This window comes from Stenotrophomonas sp. 28608_Sma, assembly GCF_056486185.1.
In genome coordinates this window covers 4,587,983-4,610,519 of sequence record NZ_CM151308.1, presented here as the reverse complement: position 1 = coordinate 4,610,519, position 22,537 = coordinate 4,587,983, and the positions used below count along the sequence as shown (strand labels likewise).

Genomic DNA, 22,537 nt, shown 5'->3' with positions numbered 1-22,537 from the left:
CCGCTGTGGGTGCGGACCTGTGGGTGCGGACCGTTGGTCCGCACACCTTGATAGGTCTCAGACGATATCGTCGACCACGCCGCCATCCACGCGCAGCGCCGCACCCGAGGTCGCCGAGGCCTGCGGCGAGGCCAGATACACCACCATGTTGGCCACTTCCTCGACCGTGGCGGTGCGCTGGATCACCGAAGACGGCCGGTGTGCCATCACGAACTCGCGGCCGATCTGCTCCAGTGGCTTGCCGCTGCGCTGGCGTTCATCTTCGAACATCGCCGCGAAACCGTCGGACAGGGTCGGGCCGGGCAACACCGCGTTGACGGTGACGCCGCTGCCGGCCACGCGCTTGGCCAGGCCGCGCGACAGCGACAGCTGCGCGGTCTTGCTGACACCGTAGTGGATCATGTCGGCCGGAATGTTGCGTGCCGATTCGGACGAGATGAACAGGACGCGACCCCAGCCGGCATCGACCATGGCCGGCAACAGTGCCCGCGACAGGCGCACGCCGGACATCACGTTGGTCTGCCAGTAACGTTCCCAGGTCGCGTCTTCGGTCTCGAAGAAGTCCTCGGGGCCGAAAATGCCGGCGTTGTTGACCAGGATGTCGACCTTGGGCAGGCCTGCCAGCAGCGTGTCGACGCCGGCCGCATCGGAAAGGTCGGCGGCCACGCCGAGCACGTCGGCACCCGGAACGGCGGCGAGCAGGCGCTGGCGGGCGCGTTCGACGCTGTCGGTGCTGCGGCCGTTGAGAATGATCCGCGCGCCCGCGTTGGCCAGGCCCTGGGCAATCGCCAGGCCGATGCCGGCGGTGGAGGCGGTGACCAGCGCGGTACGGCCGGTGAGTTCGATCTTCATGGAGGAATCCGGGGCAGGGGATCACCCAGTATCCGCGCGGGAACGTGATCGGGATGCATCGCCATACGCAACGCACGGTTGCACGCGATGCAGTAGATCCACGCCATGCGTGGATGGAATGTCCGACCAGCGATGAGGGATCAGGTCAGGCTGGTCACCGCCTCATTCGCCGCCGCCCGCACCTTCGGCAGCATCCGCAGCACCAGCGCCATCTGCGTGCGGATCAGCTGCAGCTTCGGCGGCATCGCCTCGTCGATCTGTTCCAGTTCGGCCGCCACCGCGCGATCAGCGTCGTTGTCGTCCTCGCTGACCGGTTGCCGAGCGCTCAGGGCCGTCGCCAGCTGCTGCAGCGCCTTGCGCACGCGCTCACCGGCAGCCAGCGCCAGCGGATCGCCGGCGTAGCTGTCCACCTGGTCGCGGTGCGCACCTAGCGCCGACAGGTGCCCGAGCAGTGTGTTGGACAGCGCCAGGAAGTGGAAGCCGGCATCCAGATTGCGGCGCACATGGCCGGGTTCACGCAGCATGTTCGACAGCGCGGTGGACAGCGCGGCGTCGGCATTGTGCATGTCGCGGCGGGCGATGCGGTAGGCCAGGTCATCGCGCATGCCGCTGCGGTACTGGCCCAGCACCGAATCCAGATAGCGCGCGGCGGTGTCCAGCACGCGCGCCAGCACAAGGTGCAGCTGGCGGCCCTGCCAGTCGGGCAGGATCAGGAACGCGGCCGCCGCCGCGATCGCACAACCCAGCAGCGTATCGACCATGCGCGGCACGATCAGCACGAAGCCGTCGCCGATCAGGTTGAAGCAGGTCAGGGCCATCACCGTGATCGCCGCCGACGCCACCAGGTAGCGGTCGGTGCGGGTGAAGAAGAACAGCAGCGCCGACAGCAGCGCGATCAGCAGCTGTACGTGCAGCTGTGGGAACAGCTGCAGCAGTGCCCAGGTCAGCACCAGGCCGGCCACGGTGCCGACGATGCGTTGTGCAAGGCGCTGGCGGGTCGCGCCGAAGTTGGGGCGGCACACGAACACGATGGTCAGCAGCACCCACGAGCCGTTCTGTGCATTGAACAAGCGGATTGCCGCGAAGCCGGCGATCAGAGCCAATGCCATGCGCAGGCCGTGGCGGAACAGGACCGAGCCGGGCGTGAGCTGCTGGCGCACGCGCACGCCCATCTCGCGCAGGGTGTGCGGGTTGCTGTCGCGCAGGCGGGTATCGACGTTGTCCAGGCTGGCCTCGGAGCGCTCGGCATCCAGCAGGCGGCGCTCGATGCTGCGCAGGTTGTGCACCAGCAGATCCAGCGAGCCAAGCAGTCGCTGCCACTGCGGCCGCTGCTGGTCGCGCAGATAGGCCAGCGCATCGGCCAGGTCGCGCCCGGCCTGCTGGTTGCTTTCGCCATACACGAACGGACGGCGCAGGCGGATCGCCTCGCCCAGCCGTGCGCAGGCCTGCCCCTGCAGGTCGAGCAGGCGCTGGCAGCGGTACAGCACGTCGCTGTGGAAGAAGGCATCGACCAGCGCACCGTACGGGTAGTGCGAGGAGCTGGCGCGCTCGTGGAAATCCTGTGCCATGTAGTAGAGGCGCAGGTACAGGCCGGAGTTCACGCCGGGCCGCCCGGAACGGCCGAAGCGGGCCAGGATCGCGGTCTTGGCTTCATTCAATGCACCAACCACGCGCCGGTTCTGTTCGGCCAGGTCGAGCTGGCGACGCTGCAGGTCGGCCTCGCGCACTGGCTCGAACAGTGTTGCCTTCAACTGCAGGTAGCGGCCCAGTTCAACGTACAGTCGCGCCACGCGTTCGCGTACCGGACGGTTGGCGAACAGTGCGGTCCACAGGATCGACAGCAGGCCGTACCAGACCGCACCGGCCAGCAGGTGGCTGACCGCGTCCAGCGCGCTGTGCAGGTCGCTGGCGCCATGCTGCTCCAGCCCGATCATGGTGTAGATCGCAAGCGTTACCGTGGCCTGGGCGATGGACGCGTAGCGCTCGCCGAGCGCACCCAGCAGGGTCAACCCGAAGGTGGACAGCGCCAGCGCGCCGATGAAGATCCACGGCCAGGGGAACAGCCAGATCACCGAGGCGGCGGCGAGGCAGAAGCACAGCAGCGACAGCAGTACCGCCTTGGTACGGCCCCACCAGTTGTCATCGGTCTCGGCGATGGCGCTGGCGATGATGCCGAGGAACACGCCGGGCAGGGCAGTGAGCGCGTCCAGCTGCCAGCACACGGCAAGCGCTGCGGTCAGGGCGATGAACACCCGAAGGCCATAACTGGCCTTTTCGTGGGCCCACAGGCGGCTGAGGCGGGATTCGCGGGCGGGCATGCAGGCTCGGTGGAAGGGTCTCCCACCATTATTGCGGGTGCGGGGTGAAATATGGAGTGCGGACCAACGGTCCGCACCCACCGTCCATGTGCGGGCCCGTCGTCCGCATGGACGGCGGGGACCGGCACCTTACATCTCCCAGCGCACGCTCACCGCGAACGTGCGCGGCAGGCCGGCGCCGGCGTTGGACCAGTACTTCCGGTTGGCCAGGTTCTCGACGCTGGCACGCAGGGTCACCGGATGGCCGGACGCCAGCAGGCGATAGCCGATGCCTGCATTCACCAGCGTGTAGTCAGGCAGCTTCAGGGTGTTGTCGGCGTCATACCAGACATCGCCGTAGTAGCGCACGGCGGCGTAGGTTTCCAAGCCGTCTACCCACGGCAGCTGGTAGGTGGCGTGCAGTACCCCGCTCCAGCGCGCAGCACCGGCGGTGCGGTTGCCTTCCTGTGCGGCGCTGCCCGGGGACAGCTTGTCGTAGGTCGGATCCAGCCAGGTGACGCCGCCGCCGACGGTCAGTGTATCGTTGAGGTGCAGGTCAGCACTGGCTTCAATGCCTTCGTACAGCGTGATGCCGTCCTGCACCAGGCGCTTGCCGGCCGGCGTGAGCTCATCGATGTTGGCACCACGTTCCAGCCGGAACGCGGCCACGTTCGCATTCCAACGCGCCGCTTCGACCTTGGCCCCGATCTCGTACTGCTTGCTGATGGTGGGATCGAGCACGTCACCGGCGTTGATGTAGCTGTTGCCTACGCGGCTGCCCGCTTCGAGCGACTCGATGTAGCTGGCGTAGAGGGTGACCGCCTCGCTGGGCTTGAACATCACAGCGTAGGTCGGGGTGACCGGGTAGGTGTGGTACCGCCCCTTGGTTTCGAAGTCGTTGTAGCGCCAGCCCGCCAGCACCGACCAGCCGCTGCCGAGGTTCACCGTATCGCTTGCGAACACCGCCTGCTGCACCGTCTCGTCGCCGCGGGTCATCACCCGCGAACCAACGGCGTCGTGGCGGATGGCATGGCGCTGGTACAGGTTGGCGCGGCCAATCAGGTTCCACTCGTAGGGGCGGTCCCAGCCCAGTCCGGTCTGGTGGCTGATGCCCGCCACCACCTGATGCTGAAGGGGGCCGGTGCGGAAGCTGCCCTGCAGCATCGCCTGGGCCAGCTTCCACTCGCTCTTGCCACCCAGTTCGTAGACGTTGACGTCGTAGTCGCCGTTGAGATCGTCGATGTAGGCGAAGATCTTGTTGACGTCATTCCACGAGGTGGTGACGCCGTAACTCAGGCTGGCTTTCCAGTCGCTGTTGATCTGCCAGTTCAAGCCGGTCGACAGCAGGCTGGAGCGTGTGTCGTAGTAGGTGCCGGGCACGCTGTTGTCGGTATCTCCGGCGATCGGCCGCGGCAACGAGGTCAGGCCACGGAAGTAGTACTGTGGTGATTCCTCGCGCAGGTCGCGCGACTGGAACACTCCGTCGAAGGTCCAGATGAGCGCATCGCTCAGGCGCGCGTCCAGCGACAGTGCGCCCACCTTGCGATCGACGTGTCCGCCATTGAAGGTCTCGCCTGTTTCCTGGAAGGCGTTGAAGCGGTAGCCGAACATCTGCTCGTTGCCGAAGCGGCCGCCAATGTCGATGCCGCCGCTGACGATGCCCTGTTCGCGCCAGCCCAGCTGGGCGGAGAAGGTGGGCGTGTCCGTCGGCTTCTTGGTGATGTAATTGACGATGCCGCCGGGGGTGCCGAAGCCATACAGGAATCCGCCCGGGCCTTTCAGCAGATCGACCTGTTCCATCACTTCCAGCGGCCATTCGGTGCCCCAGGAAGAGACCTGCAGGCCATTGACCCGGTAGCTGTCGTAGTTCAGCTCCAGACCGCGGTTGCGGATGGGCGAGCTCCAGCCACTGGCATAGGCGCTGACCTGGGTGCTGACCGAAGGGTCGAGCAGGAAGGCTTCGCCCAGCGAGACCACCTGGCGCTGCTCGATCTGCTCGCGGCCAACAGCGGTGATCGCGAACGGAGTGTCGCGCAGGGCGCGGTCGCCCAGTGCGCCAGCGTCGGTATGGGTGCGTTCGGCGGTGACCTTCACCGCATCCAGATCGGTGGCGTTACGGCTGACGGCCGGCGCTTCGGCATGGGCAGCGCAGGTGGCTGACAGGGCGATGGCCAGCAGGGCCAGGCGGGGAGAACGGGAAGGCAGCATCGATGGTGGTCCTCGACGGACGGCCACAGGCCATCCGCCCACGGGTGGGGGAAGGGGCAGTGGCTGGGATCACGCAGGCTGGCCGGAGATGGCAGCGGGGCGCCGCGAAGGGGCGCAGGACCATGGCTGGATGAGAATTGTTCTCTTTTCGTTACCGTGCGTCAAACCCGGAGGTATGCGGACCAACGGTCCGCACCCACCATCCGCTCCCACGGTAGTGCCGGCCGCTGGCCGGCAGATTGGCTGTACGGAGAACGCCGGCCAGCGGCCGGCGCTACCAGTAGATCCACGCCCTGCGTGGATGGGCCCTTCTACGCCCGTTGCGCGCGCTTGAGCAGCTTCGCTTCGCGCCTGCGTGCGCGACGTGCGCGCCAGCGCTCGGCCAGGCAGGAGAAGATCACGTACAGCGCCGGCGTGCTGAGCAGGGTCAGGCTCTGCGAGAACAGCAGGCCGCCGATCATCGCGATACCCAGCGGACGCCGCAGCTCGGACCCTTCGCCCAGGCCGATCGCCAGCGGAACCGCCGCCAGGATCGCCACCATCGTGGTCATCATGATCGGGCGGAAGCGCACGATGCTGGCCTCGCGTGCCGCTTCGCGCGGTGCCAGCCCATGTTCGCGCTGCGCCACCAGCGCGAAGTCGATCATCATGATCGCGTTCTTCTTGACGATGCCGATCAGCAGCACCAGCGCGATCATCGAGATCACCGACAGTTCGGTATTGGTGCCGAACAACGCCAGCAGCGCACCCACGCCCGCCGCCGGCAGCGTGGACAGGATGGTGACCGGGTGGATCAGGCTCTCGTACAGCATGCCCAGCACCAGGTACACGGTCAGGATCGCGGCAAACACCAGGATCAGCATGTCGCTGGGGTCGGAGTTGAAGCCGAAGCCGGCGTCATCAGCCAGGCGGATGTCGCCGGGCATGCGCATGCCGGCCACGGTCGCGTCGATGATCGCCTTGGCCTCGCCCATGCTCACGTTCGGCGCCAGGTTGTAGCTGAGGTCCATCGTCGTGTACTGGTTCTCATGGGTGATCTGCGAAGGCGCCAGCCCCGGCACCTGCTTGGCCACCGCCGTGAGCGGCACCATGTCGCCGTTGCGCGCACGCACATGCACCTCGTCCAGCGCCGCCGGAGTAGCGGTCTGCGAGGGCAGGGCGTTGACCACCACGCTGTACTGGTTGATGTCCGAATAGATGGTCGAGATCTGGCGCTGGCCGAACGCACCGTACAGAGCGCCGTCGATGGCGCCGACCGAAACACCCAGGCGGGCGGCCTTGGCACGGTCGATCTCGATGTTCTGGCGCAGCCCGGCATTGTCCACATCGGTGCCGACGTCGCGCAGCTTCGGGTTCTTCTTCAGCTCCGCCTGCAGCTTGGGCAGCCATTCCTGCAGTGACGCCAGGTCATTGCCCTGCAGCGAGATGCGGTACTGCGCGCCCTGGCTGGAGCCACCGCCATCGTTGCTGGGCAGGTCCTGGATCGCGCGCAGGCGCAGCTGCAGGTCGGGGTAGCGGTCGGCCTTGGCGCTCAGTCGCGCCAGGGCATGTGCGGTGGTTTCGCGGCGGCCTTCCTTGCGTGATTTCAGCTCGACGTTGAACTGTGCGCTGGAGCCCTGGCGACCGCTGCCCAGGCGCACACCCACGGTCTTCACCGCCGGGTCGGCCATCAGCATGTCGGTGATGCGGCGCTGGCGGGCGACCATGTCCTCGAAGGAGACGGTGGCGCTGGAGTTGGCGCGGCCCCAGATCAGGCCGGTGTCCTGCGGCGGGAACGCGCCCTTCTTCACCGCGCCGAACAGGAAGACGGTGGCACCGATCAGCAGCAGCGGCGTCAGCGACAGCAGCAGCGCATGGCGCAGCGAGAAATCCAGGAACACGGTGTAGATGCGCAGCATGCGCTCGTGGCCGGCATCCAGCCAACGGCCGAAGCGCGACGGCGGCGCCGTGTGGTCGTGGGCGCTAAGGAAGCGGCTGCACAGCGCCGGGGTCAGGGTCAGCGAGACGATCATCGAGACCACGATGGCCGCCACCAGGGTGACGGTGAACTCGCGGAAGAACGCACCCATCATGCCGCTGGCGAACAGCAGCGGGATGAACACCGCCACCAGCGAGGCGGTGATCGAGACGATGGTGAAGCCGATCTCGCGCGCGCCGGTCAGTGCCGCCTGCATCCGCGGCATGCCTTCGTCGAGGTGGCGCATGATGTTCTCGATCACCACGATCGCATCGTCGACCACGAAGCCGATCGCGATCACCAGCGCCAGCAGGCTCAGGTTGTTCAGGGTGAAACCCATCACGTACATCACCAGCGCGGCACCGGCCAGCGACAGCGGCACGGTCACTGCGGCGATCAGCGTGGGTGCCAGCCGGCGCAGGAACAGCGCCATGGTCAGCACCACCATCGCCAGGCTGATCAGCAGAGTGATCTGCACTTCATGCAGCGACGAGCGGATGGTCGGCGTACGGTCGAAGTACGGCGTCATCGTGGTGCCCGGCTGCAGGTAGTCGCGCAGCGCGGGGATCTGTGCCTTGACCCGGTCCACGGTTTCGACGATGTTGGCGCCGGCGCGGGTGAACACGTACATCACCACCGCCGGTTTGTGGTCGAACCACGCGGCCTGGTAGGCATCCTGCTGGCCGTCGTAGACGTTGGCGATGTCCTTCAGGCGGATCACCCGGCCATCGCCCTGGGTCTTGACCACCAGGTCGGCGAAGTCGGCGGCGCGTGCCACCGAATCGTTGGCGATGATCGCGGTGGTGGTGTTGCCATCGCTGAGGAAGCCGGTGGGCGAGGTCACGTTGGCCGCACGCACGGCGTTGCGCAGGTCATCGGCGGTCAGGCCGAGTGCGTTCATCAGGCGCAGGTTGACGTCCACACGCACCGCCGGCGTCGAGGCACCGGCGATGTCGACCGAAGCAACACCGCTGATCTGGCGGATGCGCTGCGCCAGCAGCGAATCGGCGACGTTGTACAGCTCGTCGGCCGACTGCGTCTGCGAAGTCAGCGCGATGGCGATCACCGGGTCGTCGTTCGGGTTCGCCTTCTGGTACATCGGCGAGCCCATGCCCGAGGGCAGGTCGGCCTGCGCCGAATTGATCGCGGTCTGTACGTCCAGCGCGGCCGAATCGATGTTGTGGCCGCTCTGGAAGATCATGAACACCAGCGAGCTGCCTTCCGAGCTCGACGAGCGCATGCGGTCGATGCCCGGCAGCTGGCCGAGATGACGTTCCAGCGGCGCGGTGACCGTGGAGGCCATGGTTGCCGCATCGGCACCGGACTGGCTGGCGTGCACGAAGATCACCGGGATCTCGATGTTCGGCAGCGCCGACACGCCCAGCCGCAGGTAGCAGATCAGGCCGACCATGAACAGGCCGATGGCCAGCAGCGCGGTGCCGATCGGGCGGCGGATGAAGGGGCCGGACAGGTTCATCGTGCGGCCCCCCGCGGCAGCGGGGCGTGGATCATGCCTGCGGCTCCTGCAGCGAACCGTCGCGCAGTGCGCGCTGCTCGCGGCGGCGGGCCAGCCATTCGGAGAAGCGCTCCATATACAGGTAGATCACCGGCGTGGTGTACAGGGTGACCAGCTGCGACAGCAGCAGGCCGCCGACGATGGCGATGCCCAGCGGGCGGCGCAGTTCCGAACCGATGCCGGTGCCCAGTGCCAACGGCAGCGCGCCGAGCATGGCCGCGGCGGTGGTCATCATGATCGGGCGGAAGCGCAGCAGACAGGCGCGGCGGATCGCTTCATGCGCGTTGGCGCCGGCGCGGCGCGCCTCGATCGCGAAGTCCACCATCATGATGCCGTTCTTCTTGACGATGCCGATCAGCAGCACGATGCCGACGATGCCATCCACCGACAGGCTCAGCCCGCACAGCATCAGTGCCAGCAGCGCGCCGACACCGGCCGGCGGCAGCGTGGAGATGATCGTGATCGGGTGGATGTAGCTCTCGTAGAGCACGCCCAGCACGATGTAGATCACCACCAGCGAGGCCAGCAGCAGCCACACCACATCGGTCTGGCTGCCGGTGAATTCGGCGGCCTTGCCGATGAATTCGGCATGCAGGTGGGTGGGCATGTCCAGGCTGTCCTTGGTCTCCTGGATTGCACGCACGGCTTCGGACAGCGAATAGCCCGGCGCCACGTTGAACGAGACCGTCACTGCCGGCAGCTGCTGCTGGTGGCTGACCACCAGCGGCGCACTGCTGACCTTGCCTTCGGCCAGTGCCGACAGCGGAATGATGCTGCCCGCGCCGACGGTGATGCCGGTGTTCTGCGCGCCGATGCCGGTAGCCGTCGATGAGTTCGACGAGGTGACCTGGCCGAAACTGGTGGCATTGGTGCCGGTCAGTGCACCGGCACCATTGGAGGCAACGGCCAGCTGTTCCATCAGCGCGGTGCTGGTGCGGAACTCCGGCGCCACTTCCAGCACAACCCGATACTGGTTGAGTTCGGTGAAGATGGTCGAGATCTGGCGCTGGCCGAACGCATCGTAGAGGGTGTCGTCGATGGTCTGCATCGGCACGCCCAGCACGCTGGCCTTGTCGCGGTCGATGTTCAGTTCAAGCGCGCGGCCCTGGTTGGACAGGTTGTTGTCGACGTCGGTCAGTTCCGGGCGCTTGCGCAGCGCTTCGGTCAGGCGTGTGGCCTGGGTGGCCACGGTCGCCGGATCGACGTCCGACAGCGAGTACTGGTACTCGGTGGCGGCCACGCGGGTATCCAGCGTCACGTCCTGGACCGGCTTCAGGTACAGGGCCACGCCCGGAATACCGGCCACCGCCTTCTGCAGGCGCGGCAGGATCTTGTCCAGGCCGTCGCGCTCGCCGCGTTCCTTCAGCACGATCGACAGCTGGCCCTGGTTGAGCGTGGGGTTCATGCTGCCGGCACCGATGAACGCCGACACGCCGGTCACATCCGGGTCCTGGCGCAGCGCTTCGGCCACCTGCTTGGTGCGCTGCTCCATCTGCGGGAAGGCGATGTTCTGGTCAGCCTGGACCACGCCGGTGATCAGGCCGGTGTCCTGTTCGGGCAGCAGGCCCTTGGGAATCAGCACGTACAGCAGCACGGTCAGCACCAGTGCGCCGCCGGCCACGGCCAGGGTCAGGCGCTGGTGGTCCAGCACCCAGTCCAGGCTGCGCTCGTACAGGCCGACGGTGCGCGTCCACAGGTTCTGCTTGCCGGCCGCCGCCGCACGCTCATGTGCGTCCTCGCCTTCGGGCAGGGCGTCGGGCTTGAGCAGGTAGGCGCACATCATCGGGGTCAGCGTCAGCGAGATCAGCATCGACAGCACGACGGCGATGCTCAGCACCCACGCGAACTCGTGGAACAGGCGGCCGGTGACGCCGGGCATCAGCAGCAGCGGCAGGAACACCGCCACCAGCGAAACGGTCAGCGACAGCACGGTGAAGCCGATCTGGCGCGCACCGATTTCGGCCGCTTCCTTGCCACTCTTGCCCTGCTCGATGTAACGCACGATGTTCTCGATCATCACGATCGCATCGTCGACCACGAAGCCGGTGGCCACCACCAGCGCCATCAGCGAGAGGTTGTCCAGCGACATGCCGGCAAAGGCCATCACCGCGAAGGTGCCGGCCAGCGACAACGGCACCGCCACCGAGGGAATGATCGTGGCCCACAGGCGGCGCAGGAACACGAAGATCACCGCCACCACCAGTCCGATGGTCAGGATCAGGGTGAACTGCACCTCATGCACCGAGGCGCGGATGGTCTCCGTACGGTCGTTGAAGATCTCCAGGTGCACGTCGGCTGGCAGCACGCCCTGCAGCTGCGGCAGGATCGCGCGGATGCGCTCGACGGTCTGCACGATGTTGGCGCCGGGCTGGCGGCGCACTTCCAGCAGCACCGCCGGCTTGCCATCGGCCCAGGCGGCCAGCTGGTCGTTCTCCACGCCATCAACCACTTCGGCCACGTCGGACAAACGCACGGGACGTCCGTTCTTGTAGCTGATGATGGTGTCGCGGTACTCGGCGGCACTGGTGAGCTGGTCGTTGGTACCGATGCTGTAGGACTGGGTCTTGCCGTTCAGCGAACCCTTCGGCGCGTTGACGTTGGCCTGGGTCAGCGCGCTGCGCAGCTGCTCCAGCGTCAGGCCCATGTTCGACAGCTGCGCCGGATTGACCTGGATGCGCACGGCCGGGCGCACGTTGCCGGCGATCGAGACCAGGCCCACGCCCTGCACCTGCGACAGTCGCTGGGCCAGGATCGAGTCGGCGTAGTTGTTGACGTCGCGCAGCGGACGCGTGTCAGAGGTCAGTTTCAGGGTGACGATGGCCGCGTCGGCCGGATTCACCCGGTTGTAGACCGGCTGGTAGGGCAGCGACGAGGGCAGCGTGGCCTGGCGGATCGCCGCCTGCACGTCCTGCGCGGCAATGTCGATGTTCCGGTCCATCGAGAACTGCAGGATGATCGTGGACAACCCGGCCGACGAGTCGGAGGTCATCAGCTCCAGCCCGGAGATCTGCCCGAACTGACGCTCCAGCGGTGTGGTGACCAGCGAGGCCATGGTGGTGGCGTTGGCGCCGGGGTACTGGGTGGTGACCACCAGGCTGGGCGCATCGATTTCCGGCAGCGCCGACACCGGCAGCTTGCGGTAACCGAGGATGCCCAGCAGCAACAGGCCCGCCATCAGCAGCGAGGTGGCGATGGGGCGGCGGATGAAGATCGTCGAAAAGCCCACGGACTGATCCTTGCTGGCACTTCAATGTCGGCGCCGGCAGGCTTGCCGGCGCGAGGGAGGTCGGTAGCCTGCGCTCAGCGCGGGCCGCCGCCACGACGGCCACCGCCGCCGTTCTTCTGCTCGGCGGCCTTCAGCTCGGCTTCGGTCGGCACCGCCGGGGTTTCGCCCGGCTTCAGCGCGGTGACCTTGCTGCCCGGCTTCAAGCGGAACTGGCCTTCACTGACCACCCGCTCGCCGCCCTTCAGGCCCTCGGCGATCTGCACCTGGCTGTCACCCACTTCCACGCCGCTGCGCACGGTCTGCATCTTCACCGTGTTGTCGCCCTGCACCACATAGACGTACTCGCCGTCCGGGCCACGCAGCACCGCCTGGGTCGGAATGACCACGCCACCGGCAATCGTGCGCAGCTGCATGCGTACGTTGACGAACTGGCCCGGCCACAGGCCGTTGTCGGTGTTGTCGAAGGTCGCGCGCGCCTTGAACGTGCCGCTGTCGGCACTGATCAGGTTGTCGACCACGTCAAGCTTGCCGTCGCCGGACAGCACGTGCGAATCGGCGCGGTCCAGTGCCGCGACGGGTACCGCACCGGCGGCCTGCGCCTGGCGCACATCGCCGAGCTGGCGCTCGGGCAGGTTGAACAGCACGTGGATCGGATGGATCTGGGTCAGCGTGACCAGCGCGGTGCCGGCGTTGACCACGTTGCCAGCGTCGACCGCGCGGATGCCGGCGATGCCGGTGATCGGCGCGGTGACCTTGGTGTACTGCAGCTGCACCTTCGCCGAGCGCATGCTGGCCTCGTTCGCCGCGACTGCGCTTTCGTACTGTGCCACTTGGTTTCGCTGTGTATCCAGATCGGTCTTGGCGACGAACTGGCGATACTCCGGCGCGTTCGAGCGCTGGTAGTTGGAACGCGCGGTGGCCAGCAGCGCCTCGTTCTGGCGCTTGGAGGCCACGGCCTGGTCATAGCTGGCCTGGGCGGTGCGCGGGTCGATCACCGCCAGCACATCGCCCTTCTTCACTTCCTGGCCTTCGCGGAAATTCAGGCTCATCAGCTGGCCGCCAACCTGCGGGCTGACGGTGACGGTGTTCATTGCGGTCACCGTACCCAGCGCGCTGGCATAGACCGGCACGTCCTGGCGTGCCGCATCCACCACGGTCACCGGCACCGGGCCGGCATCCGGGTCTTCACCGCCCTGGCGCGCAGCTGCCGCCGGGCCACCGGCCTTGTCCTTGCCCCCGCCGAGTACGCGCAGGCCGACCACGGCCAGCACCAGTACCGCCACGACCAGCAGCACGATCTTCCAAACACGTGACATTCAAGGACTCCAAGAGGGCTGGACGGGGCACGGCCCCGGTTGGCAATGCGCAAAGCATACCTGCGCCACATCACGTTTCCTGCATGACGGATGGGACGGGCGCTAAGACCGGATCCGGCCGCGGAGGTTCCCGTAGCGGCGGTGTTGCCCTACATTCAGCTGGAACCCCTGCCGTGGAGATCGTGATGCGCCGTTCGTTGCTGCTGTCCGCCCTGCTGCTGGCCTTGCCGGCTCTTGCCCACGCCCAGGACGGGCAGCGCCCGGAGGTGACCGCTGCCGCCCAGCGGCTGCAGGCCAAGGTGGTGGAATGGCGGCGCGATTTCCACCAGCACCCGGAACTGTCCAACCGTGAGGTGCGCACCTCGGCCGAGGTCGCCAAGCGCCTGCGTGCGATGGGCCTGAAGCCGAAGACCGGCATCGCCCACCACGGCGTGGTGGCGATCATCGAAGGTGGCAAGCCCGGGCCGAAGATCGCCCTGCGCGCGGACATGGACGCGCTGCCGGTGACCGAACAGACCGGCCTGCCGTTCGCCTCGAAAGCCACCGACCAGTACCGTGGGCAGACCGTGGGCGTAATGCATGCCTGCGGCCATGACGCGCACACCGCCACCCTGCTCGGCGTGGCCGAGGCACTGGTGTCGATGAAGAAGGATCTGTCGGGCCAGGTGATGCTGATCTTCCAGCCGGCCGAAGAGGGTGCACCGCCGCCGGAAGAGGGTGGTGCTGCCCTGATGCTGAAGGAAGGCCTGTTCGCCGACTTCAAGCCGGAAGCCGTGTTCGGCCTGCACGTCTTCTCCAGCGTGCAGGCCGGGCAGATCGCGGTGCGTGGTGGCCCGTTGATGGCGGCTTCGGATCGTTTCGGGATCAAGGTGATCGGTCGGCAGACGCATGGCTCGGCGCCGTGGAATGGTGTTGATCCGATCGTGGCCACCGCTGACCTGGTTGGCACCGCGCAGACCATCGTCAGCCGCCGCGCGAACCTGTCCAAGCAGCCGGCGGTGCTGACCTTCGGCGCGATCAACGGTGGCATCCGCTACAACATCATTCCGGATGAAGTGGAAATGGTCGGCACCATCCGTACCTTCGACGAAGGCATGCGGCAGCAGATCTTCGCCGACCTGCGCAACGTGGCCGAGCACACCGCCGCTGCGCACGGTGCCAGGGCGGTGACGGACATCTACGAGTCGGAGGGCAATCCGGCCACGGTGAACGACCCGGCGCTGACCGCGAAGATGCTGCCGAGCCTGCAGGCGATGGTGGGCAAGGACAACGTGTACGAGCCACCGCTGCAGATGGGTGCGGAGGATTTCTCGCTGTACGCGAAGGAAGTGCCGGGGATGTTCTTCTTCGTCGGTTCGACCAGCGCGGGCATCGACCCGGCGACGGCACCGGCGAATCATTCACCGAAGTTCCTGCTGGATGAGAAGGCGCTGGATGTGGGACTGCGCGCGCTGCTGCAGGTGAGCCTGGATTACTTGAACGGTGCCGGCACTCCTGCGGGGTGAGGGTTTCCGGCAGGGCTGCGCCCCGCCCCCGCCGAAGCAACGGCAACGTCAACGGCAAAAGCGGTGCTGGATTTCTGTTGGTTGGGCGGGGCGGTGTGGGCCTGCAGGACACGCCGTAAACCCGTCCATGGGGGCTCGATGGCGCCATCCATGGCGCCAACGGTCCTGCAGGCCCACATCGCCCCGCCCCCGACAGGTTCACGCGGCTGTTGGTGGGTGTCGACCTTGGTCGACACGGCGGACGTCATGAACGTCTGAAGCATCGGCTTTTGATTTTGATTTTTCTGATCTTTCCCGTGGTGGATCGGCGGCAGAAATGTGTCCGGGGGCCGGGCGGGTGGGGATGGCGGGGTATCCGCGCCATGGATGGCGCGGCTAAGCCTCCAGGGACGGATTCACGGCGTCCCCGCCAGCCCCACCCGCCCGGCCCGCATCCGGGAGTCGGGGCTTCCCGCGACCCACCCACCACGGAGGGGCTCCGCCGTTGGCCGGCCCGGCCGAAGGCCCGCCCTCCGCGCGATACAATGACCCCCATGAACACCCCACAGGATTCCAGCCTCGGTCGCGAGGTCAGTTACCCGTCGCAGTACGATCCCGGCCTGCTGTTTCCCATCCCCCGCAGCGGTGCCCGCGCCGAGATCGGCCTCGACGACGCCGCGCTGCCGTTCGTCGGCCATGACCGCTGGCATGCCTTCGAGCTGAGCTGGCTCGACACGCGTGGCAAGCCGCAGGTCGCCGTCGCCACCGTGCAGGTGCCGTGCACCTCGCCGCGGCTGATCGAATCGAAGTCGTTCAAGCTGTACCTGAATTCCCTCAACAGCACCCGTATCGACAGCGCCGAGGCACTGCGCGCGCGCATCGTCGACGACCTGTCTGCCTGCGCCGGTGCGCCGGTCCAGATCGAGTTCGGCCTGCCGGGTCTGCGTGAGACGCCGCTCGGTGAATCCATCGACGGACTGGACGTGGAGATCGACTGCTACGGCCCGCCGCAGGCGGACTTTCTGACTGCCGACGCGGGCGAAGTGGTGGAGGAGACCCTGGTCTCGTCGCTGCTGAAGTCCAACTGCCCGGTCACCGGCCAGCCGGACTGGGCCACGGTCAGCCTGCGTTACCGTGGGCCGAAGATCGACCGCGCGGGCCTGCTGCGCTACCTGGTCAGCTACCGCGAGCACGCCGAGTTCCACGAGCAGTGCGTTGAGCGGATCTTCAGCGAAGTGTCCGCCCGCTGCCAGCCGCAGTGGCTGGAAGTGGAGGCCCGCTATACCCGCCGTGGTGGCCTGGACATCAATCCCTGGCGCGCCAGCCCCGGCATCGCTGCCCCGGCCGCGACCTACCGCGAACTGCGGCAATAACCGCCGCAGACGGTTACGGGTAATGCCGGCCGCTGGCCGGCAACCGCAGGGAACCCGCATCCAGGGCCAGTGCAAGCCGGCCAGCGGCCGGCACTACCGGGCACCGTCTCTCCCGATTGTTCAGCCGCCCCCGGGGGCGGCTTCACATCTGCACCATCCCCATTTAACAACCGCCATGGCAACGTGCGAACCACGTAGTCATGCAGACGGGAGTTGTGGATGAGTACCGAGAAGAAAGCCGATTTCTCCGGCGTCAGTGGCAGCGTCGACAGTACCGCCGAGCAGGTGCCGAAGGCGGACTTCTCTGGCGTCAGCGCTTCGGTGGACAGCACCGCAGACGTCGTCAGCGGCGGCACCTACACCGTGCAGAAGGGTGACTCGTTGTCGAAGATCGCCAAGCAGCATCTGGGCGACGCCAATGCCTGGAAGAAGATCTTCGAAGCCAATCGCGATGTGCTTGACGACCCGGACAAGATCTTCCCGGGCCAGACCCTGAAACTGCCGCCGAAGTAAACGGCGATCGAACGCCGTCCGACAATCCCTGGGAGGAACCCCGAATGATCAAGACCACCCCGCTCCAGACCGCCCTGATTGCCGCCCTGCTGGGCAGCGTTGCCCTGGTCGGTTGCAAGAAGAAAGAAGAGTCGACCGACAGCAACGCCGCCCCGGCAGCGACCGCTCCGGCCGAACCGGCAGCACCGGCGCCGATGACCGGCGCACCGCCGCCGATGGCAGAAGCCGCTGCCGTCAGCGTCTCGGCCGTCACCGTTGGCAAGACCGCAGCCGCCGACAAGTCGGTTGCAACGACAGCATTGTTCGCACCGAAGGATGACGTCATCGTCTCGGTCAAGACCGACGGTGCCGCCAACAACGTCACCGTTGGCGCGAAGCTGACCTACCAGGACGGCCAGGTGGCCGGCGAACAGAACGCCACCCTGAACACCAGCGGTGCGGAAACCACCAACGTCACCTTCAAGAATGCAAAGGGCTGGCCGGCCGGCAAGTACCGCGCCGAAGTCACCGTCGATGGCAAGGCGGCCGGAACGCCGCAGGAGTTCGAGGTCAAGTAAGTCCTGCCGACTCTCTCCCGGCAGGGCTCACGATGGACGCAGCCGCGAGGCTGCGTCCTTTTTTGTTGGGCGACGGTTGGCGCTATCCACGCATGGCGTGGATCTACTGACAACCGGGCCGTGCTTCATCCACACCGTGCGTGGATGGATCACAGCGTTGCCGGCACGCAGTACCGCCGCGTATGGCGCGGCTTTGCCCCGCGCGGCTGAAAACGCGACAATGCAGGGGTTTCCCCGCCGCGCGCCCACCCTGACGGCGACGGGGGAAAGCGCGGGGCCCGGCCTCGCGCGCGACACGGTTGCACGTGGCCCGGCGCTGGCGCCGGCCTTCCCCTGAGCATTGCTACAGAGTCCAAGTCCCCCATGTCCAAGATCCTCTACACGCTGACCGACGAAGCACCGTTCCTGGCCACCCAGTCGCTGCTGCCGATCGTCGACGCCTATACCTCCACTGCCGGCATCGCGGTGGAAACCCGTGACATCTCGCTGTCCGGCCGCATCCTGTCGCTGTTCCCGGAACTGCTGAGCGACGCGCAGAAGGTCAGCGACGACCTGGCCGAGCTGGGCCAGCTGGCGACCACCCCGGACGCCAACATCATCAAGCTGCCGAACATCTCCGCTTCGGTGCCGCAGCTGAAGGCGGCCATCAAGGAACTGCAGGACCAGGGCTATCCGCTGCCGGATTACCCGGAAACCCCGGCCGACGACCAGCAGCGCGACTACAAGGCGCGCTATGACAAGGTCAAGGGCAGCGCGGTGAACCCGGTGCTGCGCGAAGGCAACTCCGACCGCCGCGCACCGCTGTCGGTGAAGAACTATGCGCGCAAGCACCCGCACCGCATGGGCGCCTGGGCCTCGGATTCGAAGTCGCACGTCGCGCACATGGCTGCCGGTGATTTCTACGGCAGCGAAAAGTCGGCCACCCTGGCCAACGCCGGTTCGCTGAAGATCACCTTCCACGGCAAGGACGACAGCTCCGTCGTGCTGAAGGAAAAGACCGCGGTGAAGGCCGGCGAGATCGTCGACGCCGCCGTCATGAGCCGCAAGGCACTGGCCGCCTTCATCGGCGAGCAGATCGCCGATGCCAAGGCGCAGGGCGTGCTGTTCTCGCTGCACCTGAAGGCGACCATGATGAAGGTCTCCGACCCGATCATGTTCGGCGTGGCGGTCAACGAGTTCTACAAGGACGTGCTGGCCAAGCACGCCGACGTGCTCAAGCAGGCGGGTTTCGATGCCAACAACGGCATCGGTGACCTGGCCGCACGCCTGCCGTCGCTGCCGGAAGCCACCCGCGCTGCGATCGAAGCCGACCTTGCCGCCGAGTACGCACAGCGTCCGGGCGTGGCCATGGTCAACTCGGACAAGGGCATCACCAACCTGCACGTGCCGAGCGACGTGATCGTCGACGCCTCGATGCCGGCGATGATCCGCGACTCCGGCAAGATGTGGAACGCCGAAGGCAAGCTGCAGGACACCAAGGCGGTCATTCCGGATCGCTGCTACGCCGGCGTGTACCAGGCCGTCATCGACGACTGCAAGGCGCACGGCGCCTTCGATCCGGCCACCATGGGTTCGGTGCCGAACGTCGGCCTGATGGCGCAGAAGGCCGAAGAGTACGGCTCGCACGACAAGACCTTCCAGATCGCTGCTGATGGCGTGGTCAAGGTCACTGACGATGCCGGCACCGTGGTGTTCGAGCACGCCGTGGAAGCCGGTGACATCTGGCGCATGTGCCAGACCAAGGACGCGCCGATCCAGGACTGGGTCAAGCTGGCCGTCGAACGCGCCCGCCTGAGCAGCACCCCGGCCGTGTTCTGGCTCGATGCCGCCCGCGCCCACGACGCGCAGGTCATCGCCAAGGTCGAGCAGTACCTGAAGAACCACGACACCAGCGGCCTGGATATCCGCATCCTTCCGCCGGTGGAAGCCACCGCGTTCTCGCTGGACCGCATCCGCAAGGGCGAGGACACCATCTCGGTGACCGGCAACGTGCTGCGCGATTACCTCACCGACCTGTTCCCGATCATGGAGCTGGGCACCAGCGCCAAGATGCTGTCGATCGTGCCGCTGATGGCCGGTGGCGGCCTGTTCGAGACCGGCGCCGGTGGTTCGGCCCCGAAGCACGTGCAGCAGTTCGTTGAAGAGGACTACCTGCGCTGGGATTCGCTGGGCGAATTCCTGGCCTTGGCCGCGTCGCTGGAACACCTGGGCAACCGCTACGACAACGCCGCAGCCCGCGTGCTGGCCAAGGCGCTGGACGAGGCCAACGGCCAGTTCCTGGACAACGACAAGTCGCCGTCGCGCAAGCTGGGAGGCATCGACAACCGCGGCAGCCACTTCTACATCGCGCTGTACTGGGCGCAGGCGCTGGCCGCGCAGGACGAAGATGCCGCACTGAAGGCACGCTTCGCCCCGCTGGCCAAGGCGCTGACCGACAACGAGCAGAAGATCGTTGACGAGCTGATCGCGGTACAGGGCAAGGCCGTGGACATTGGTGGCTACTACCGCCCGGACGTGGCCAAGGCCAGCAAGGCGATGCGCCCGAGCGCGACCTTCAACGCCGCGCTGGAGCAGCTGCGCGGCTGATCCATCGCCGCTCGGCCGTGACACCGGAACCCGCGCTTCGGCGCGGGTTTCTTTTTGGGCCAGGATTACTGCGGCCCTTCATCCACGCATGGCGTGGATCTACCGGGGTCCAGAACCGTGACATCCATCGGCTGTCGGAATGCCGTCAAAGGGGCATGAAACTTGCCCGCGATGGCCGTCGCAGAACGGATAGGAGACAGCCTTCAACCGCCCTCGATCTGAGCAGTCGATCACGACGGCTGCCGCTGGCGATGCCCTAGCCTTGGCGACGCGAGGCCACCGGGGAGGTGGCCGCACGGGGAACACGGATGGCACGCGTGCTGGTAGTGGGAACCGACATCCAGGGCGAGCAGGCCCTGCCGCAGCGGCTGCGCCTGGCATCGGCCCTGCCGGACGGCCAGATCCGCCGCAGCCAGGACCTGGATGATTGCGATCTGCTGGTCATCCGCGATACGCCGGCGCTGCGCAACGCGGCCCAGCGCATGCGTCAGCAGCGTCCGCGACTGCAGTGCTGGATCGAGGACATCGGCGGCCAGCTGCGTGATGGCGACGGGCATCAGGACGTGCTTGACGATGGTGCCATCGGCCGCGCGCTGCGCCGCATGCAGTTGGCACCGGAGCCCATGGCCATGCACGCACCCGCACCGATCCGTCTGGCCGATGGTGCGCATGCCATCACCCGACTGCTGCGCGAGCGGCTGCCGCTGCGACAGGGGCAGGCACTGTTGAGTGATGCGGGCGAGCCTCTGCTGCTGATGGATCTGGAGCACGACCAGGCCGTGCTGCTACAGGAACCGGCTGCGGCGCTGGTGGAGCGTCTGGCCGATGCCTTCGAACGCCTGCAACTGGATGCGCTGACACCCGCACGCCTGCAGGCGCTGGCCGGTGAGCGGCCACGCCAGCCACTGCGACCGCTGCTGTGGCAGTGGGCACAGCGCAGCCGCCATTGGCAGGCATTGGACGAACGCCTGCGTGGCGCTTCAGTGAAGCTGCTGCGCTGGCCGGACTTCCGCGTACTGGGCCACGACCATGATGGCTTCCGCCTGTGTTCGCTGCTGCTCAAGCGCGCGTGCACGGTTGACGAGTGCGTGATGCTGCTTGAGTTGCCGGCTGCGGCGGTACGCGATTTCATCCATGCCGCCTACCTGTGCGGCTACGCGCAGCTGCAGACTGCACCGGCGACGCCGCTTATGGCGACAGGTGGCACCCGCACCGACAACGGCCTGCTTGCCCGCCTGTGGCGGCACCTGCGCGGGAGCGAACGCAATGCGTGAGCACAAGGTGGTGGTGCTGGGCGGCATGGGCAGCGGCAAGTCGACCTTGGTACGCAGCATCGCGGTTGGCGCGGTGGTCGACACGGATGTGGCCAACAGTGATCGCCTTGGCGCCGACAAGGCGTCCACCACCGTGGCGCTGGACTACGCAGACATCGACTTGCCCAATGGCGAACGCCTGCGGTTGTACGGAACACCCGGCCAGCAGCGTTTCGATTTCCTGTGGCCGATCCTGCTGCAGGGCGCGCGTGGCGCGGTGCTGCTGCTGGATGCGCGTCGTGCCGGGCTGGCCAGCGAGCTGGAGGACTACCTGCAGGTGCTGCAGCCGTTCGCATCATCCTTGGCACTGGTGGTGGCGGTCACCCACCTGGACCAGGCACCGCAGGCCGCACTGGATGACTGGGCCGCCCGTGCCTGCCTTGACGAGCAGCCGCTGCCGCTGCTCGCCGTGGATGCCCGTGACCGCGAACAGGGACTGCTGCTGATGGATGTACTGATGAGCGAAATGGAAGCGCACGCACTGGTGGCGGCGCATGGCTGACGGGCAGATGGCGGTACTGCCCGATGCCGGTCAGCGTGAGCGCCTGCAGCCGCTGCTGCAGGACCTGCAGCAGCGCGTGGAAGGCGTGCGCACGGTGGTGCTGGCCAGTGTCGATGGCTTCGCCCTGGTCAGTGCCGGGGCCGAAGGGCGCGGTGAGCGGCTGGCGGCGATGACCAGCGCGATGCTGGCGCTGGCCGCGGCAGTTGGCCGCGAACTGCTGCTGGGCGATCTGCAGACGCTGATGCTGGAGGCCGCGGGCGGCAAGGTGCTGATGCTGGCGATCCAGGCTGAAGGGCGCGCACCGCTGCTGCTGATGGCGGCCTGCGACCAGCGCAGCGTGATCGGCCAGGTGCTGTGGCAGAGCAGGGAATGTGGCCAGGCGATCCTGGCCGAACTCGGCGGATCGTGAGCCCGGCCGCAGGGGAACGAGGGGCTCGAACCAACATCGACAAGGGGTGCGACGTGGCTGGATTGAATGAATCGTTGAACGCACTGATGGGCATCGACGGCGCGCAGGCAGTGGCGCTGGTCGACTACGAAAGCGGCATGCTGCTGGGCGAAGCCGGTGCCGGCATGGACATGGAAGTGGCCGCCGCCGGCAACACTGAAGTGATCCGCGCCAAGATGAAGACCGCCGCGTCGCTGAACCTCAACGACAGCATCGAGGACATCCTGATCTCGCTGGGCAAGGCGTACCACATCATGCGCCCGGTGGCGAAGAAGAAGGGCCTGTTCTTCTACATCGTGCTGGACCGGACCAAATCCAACCTGGCGCTGGCGCGGCGCAAGGTGCAGGACGTAGAGGCCGAACTGGCGATCTGAGCCGGTAGTGCCGGC

Annotated in this window: 15 protein-coding genes; 9 read left to right on the top strand and 6 right to left on the bottom strand. The window is 66.9% G+C overall.

The features are described 5' to 3' along the window. Nucleotides 1–57: 57 nt before the first annotated feature. The 6 genes from ACZLHH_RS21730 to ACZLHH_RS21705 form a co-directional block, all read right to left on the bottom strand. Nucleotides 58–852, bottom strand: a complete 795-nt coding sequence (locus ACZLHH_RS21730; RefSeq protein ID WP_049461643.1) for an SDR family NAD(P)-dependent oxidoreductase — start codon at nucleotides 850–852, stop codon at nucleotides 58–60. Between the two features lie 140 nt (nucleotides 853–992). Beyond that, the gene (gene yccS / locus ACZLHH_RS21725; RefSeq protein WP_032127180.1) at nucleotides 993–3,170 is read right to left on the bottom strand and encodes a YccS family putative transporter; all 2,178 of its coding nucleotides are present in this window, start codon (nucleotides 3,168–3,170) and stop codon (nucleotides 993–995) included. A gap of 129 nt (nucleotides 3,171–3,299) precedes the next feature. Further along, nucleotides 3,300–5,357: a TonB-dependent siderophore receptor gene (locus ACZLHH_RS21720; RefSeq protein ID WP_164227555.1), complete on the bottom strand. Its 2,058-nt coding sequence runs from the start codon at nucleotides 5,355–5,357 to the stop codon at nucleotides 3,300–3,302. Between the two features lie 311 nt (nucleotides 5,358–5,668). Continuing rightward, nucleotides 5,669–8,791 carry an efflux RND transporter permease subunit gene (locus ACZLHH_RS21715; RefSeq protein WP_049424064.1) on the bottom strand — a complete coding sequence of 1,041 codons (3,123 nt, stop codon included), beginning with the start codon at nucleotides 8,789–8,791 and terminating at the stop codon, nucleotides 5,669–5,671. 31 nt (nucleotides 8,792–8,822) lie between these two features. Further along, complete coding sequence (locus ACZLHH_RS21710; RefSeq protein WP_149908984.1) at nucleotides 8,823–12,056, bottom strand: efflux RND transporter permease subunit; 3,234 nt, start codon at nucleotides 12,054–12,056, stop codon at nucleotides 8,823–8,825. A 74-nt stretch (nucleotides 12,057–12,130) separates the two neighbouring features. Next, entirely contained in the window at nucleotides 12,131–13,372 is a 1,242-nt protein-coding gene (locus ACZLHH_RS21705) for an efflux RND transporter periplasmic adaptor subunit (protein ID WP_164227554.1), read from the bottom strand. A 185-nt stretch (nucleotides 13,373–13,557) separates the two neighbouring features. On the opposite strand from ACZLHH_RS21705, the gene ACZLHH_RS21700 reads away from it, so the two are divergent. The 9 genes from ACZLHH_RS21700 (at nucleotide 13,558) to ACZLHH_RS21660 (ending at nucleotide 22,522) form a co-directional block, all read left to right on the top strand. Continuing rightward, on the top strand, nucleotides 13,558–14,877 hold the full coding sequence (locus ACZLHH_RS21700; protein WP_164227553.1) for a M20 family metallopeptidase: 1,320 nt from the start codon (nucleotides 13,558–13,560) through the stop codon (nucleotides 14,875–14,877). A gap of 533 nt (nucleotides 14,878–15,410) precedes the next feature. Then, nucleotides 15,411–16,229: an NADPH-dependent 7-cyano-7-deazaguanine reductase QueF gene (gene queF, locus ACZLHH_RS21695; RefSeq protein WP_132810899.1), complete on the top strand. Its 819-nt coding sequence runs from the start codon at nucleotides 15,411–15,413 to the stop codon at nucleotides 16,227–16,229. Between the two features lie 219 nt (nucleotides 16,230–16,448). Then, nucleotides 16,449–16,742 carry a LysM peptidoglycan-binding domain-containing protein gene (locus tag ACZLHH_RS21690; RefSeq protein ID WP_005419771.1) on the top strand — a complete coding sequence of 98 codons (294 nt, stop codon included), beginning with the start codon at nucleotides 16,449–16,451 and terminating at the stop codon, nucleotides 16,740–16,742. A gap of 44 nt (nucleotides 16,743–16,786) precedes the next feature. Beyond that, nucleotides 16,787–17,299: a hypothetical protein gene (locus tag ACZLHH_RS21685; protein WP_032130280.1), complete on the top strand. Its 513-nt coding sequence runs from the start codon at nucleotides 16,787–16,789 to the stop codon at nucleotides 17,297–17,299. 363 nt (nucleotides 17,300–17,662) lie between these two features. Next, the gene (locus ACZLHH_RS21680; RefSeq protein WP_164227497.1) at nucleotides 17,663–19,885 is read left to right on the top strand and encodes an NADP-dependent isocitrate dehydrogenase; all 2,223 of its coding nucleotides are present in this window, start codon (nucleotides 17,663–17,665) and stop codon (nucleotides 19,883–19,885) included. Between the two features lie 308 nt (nucleotides 19,886–20,193). After that, on the top strand, nucleotides 20,194–21,159 hold the full coding sequence (locus tag ACZLHH_RS21675) for a hypothetical protein (protein WP_164227496.1): 966 nt from the start codon (nucleotides 20,194–20,196) through the stop codon (nucleotides 21,157–21,159). Continuing rightward, nucleotides 21,152–21,700, top strand: coding sequence for a GTP-binding protein (locus ACZLHH_RS21670; protein WP_164227495.1), 549 nt, complete (start codon nucleotides 21,152–21,154; stop codon nucleotides 21,698–21,700). Before ACZLHH_RS21675 ends, ACZLHH_RS21670 begins: the two co-directional genes overlap by 8 nt. Further along, nucleotides 21,693–22,109 (top strand): roadblock/LC7 domain-containing protein, encoded by a 417-nt coding sequence (locus ACZLHH_RS21665; RefSeq protein WP_049401646.1) that lies wholly within the window; start codon nucleotides 21,693–21,695, stop codon nucleotides 22,107–22,109. The genes ACZLHH_RS21670 and ACZLHH_RS21665 overlap by 8 nt, the downstream gene beginning before the upstream one ends. Nucleotides 22,110–22,162: 53 nt before the next feature. Continuing rightward, on the top strand, nucleotides 22,163–22,522 hold the full coding sequence (locus ACZLHH_RS21660) for a hypothetical protein (RefSeq protein ID WP_005419760.1): 360 nt from the start codon (nucleotides 22,163–22,165) through the stop codon (nucleotides 22,520–22,522). Nucleotides 22,523–22,537: the final 15 nt, after the last annotated feature.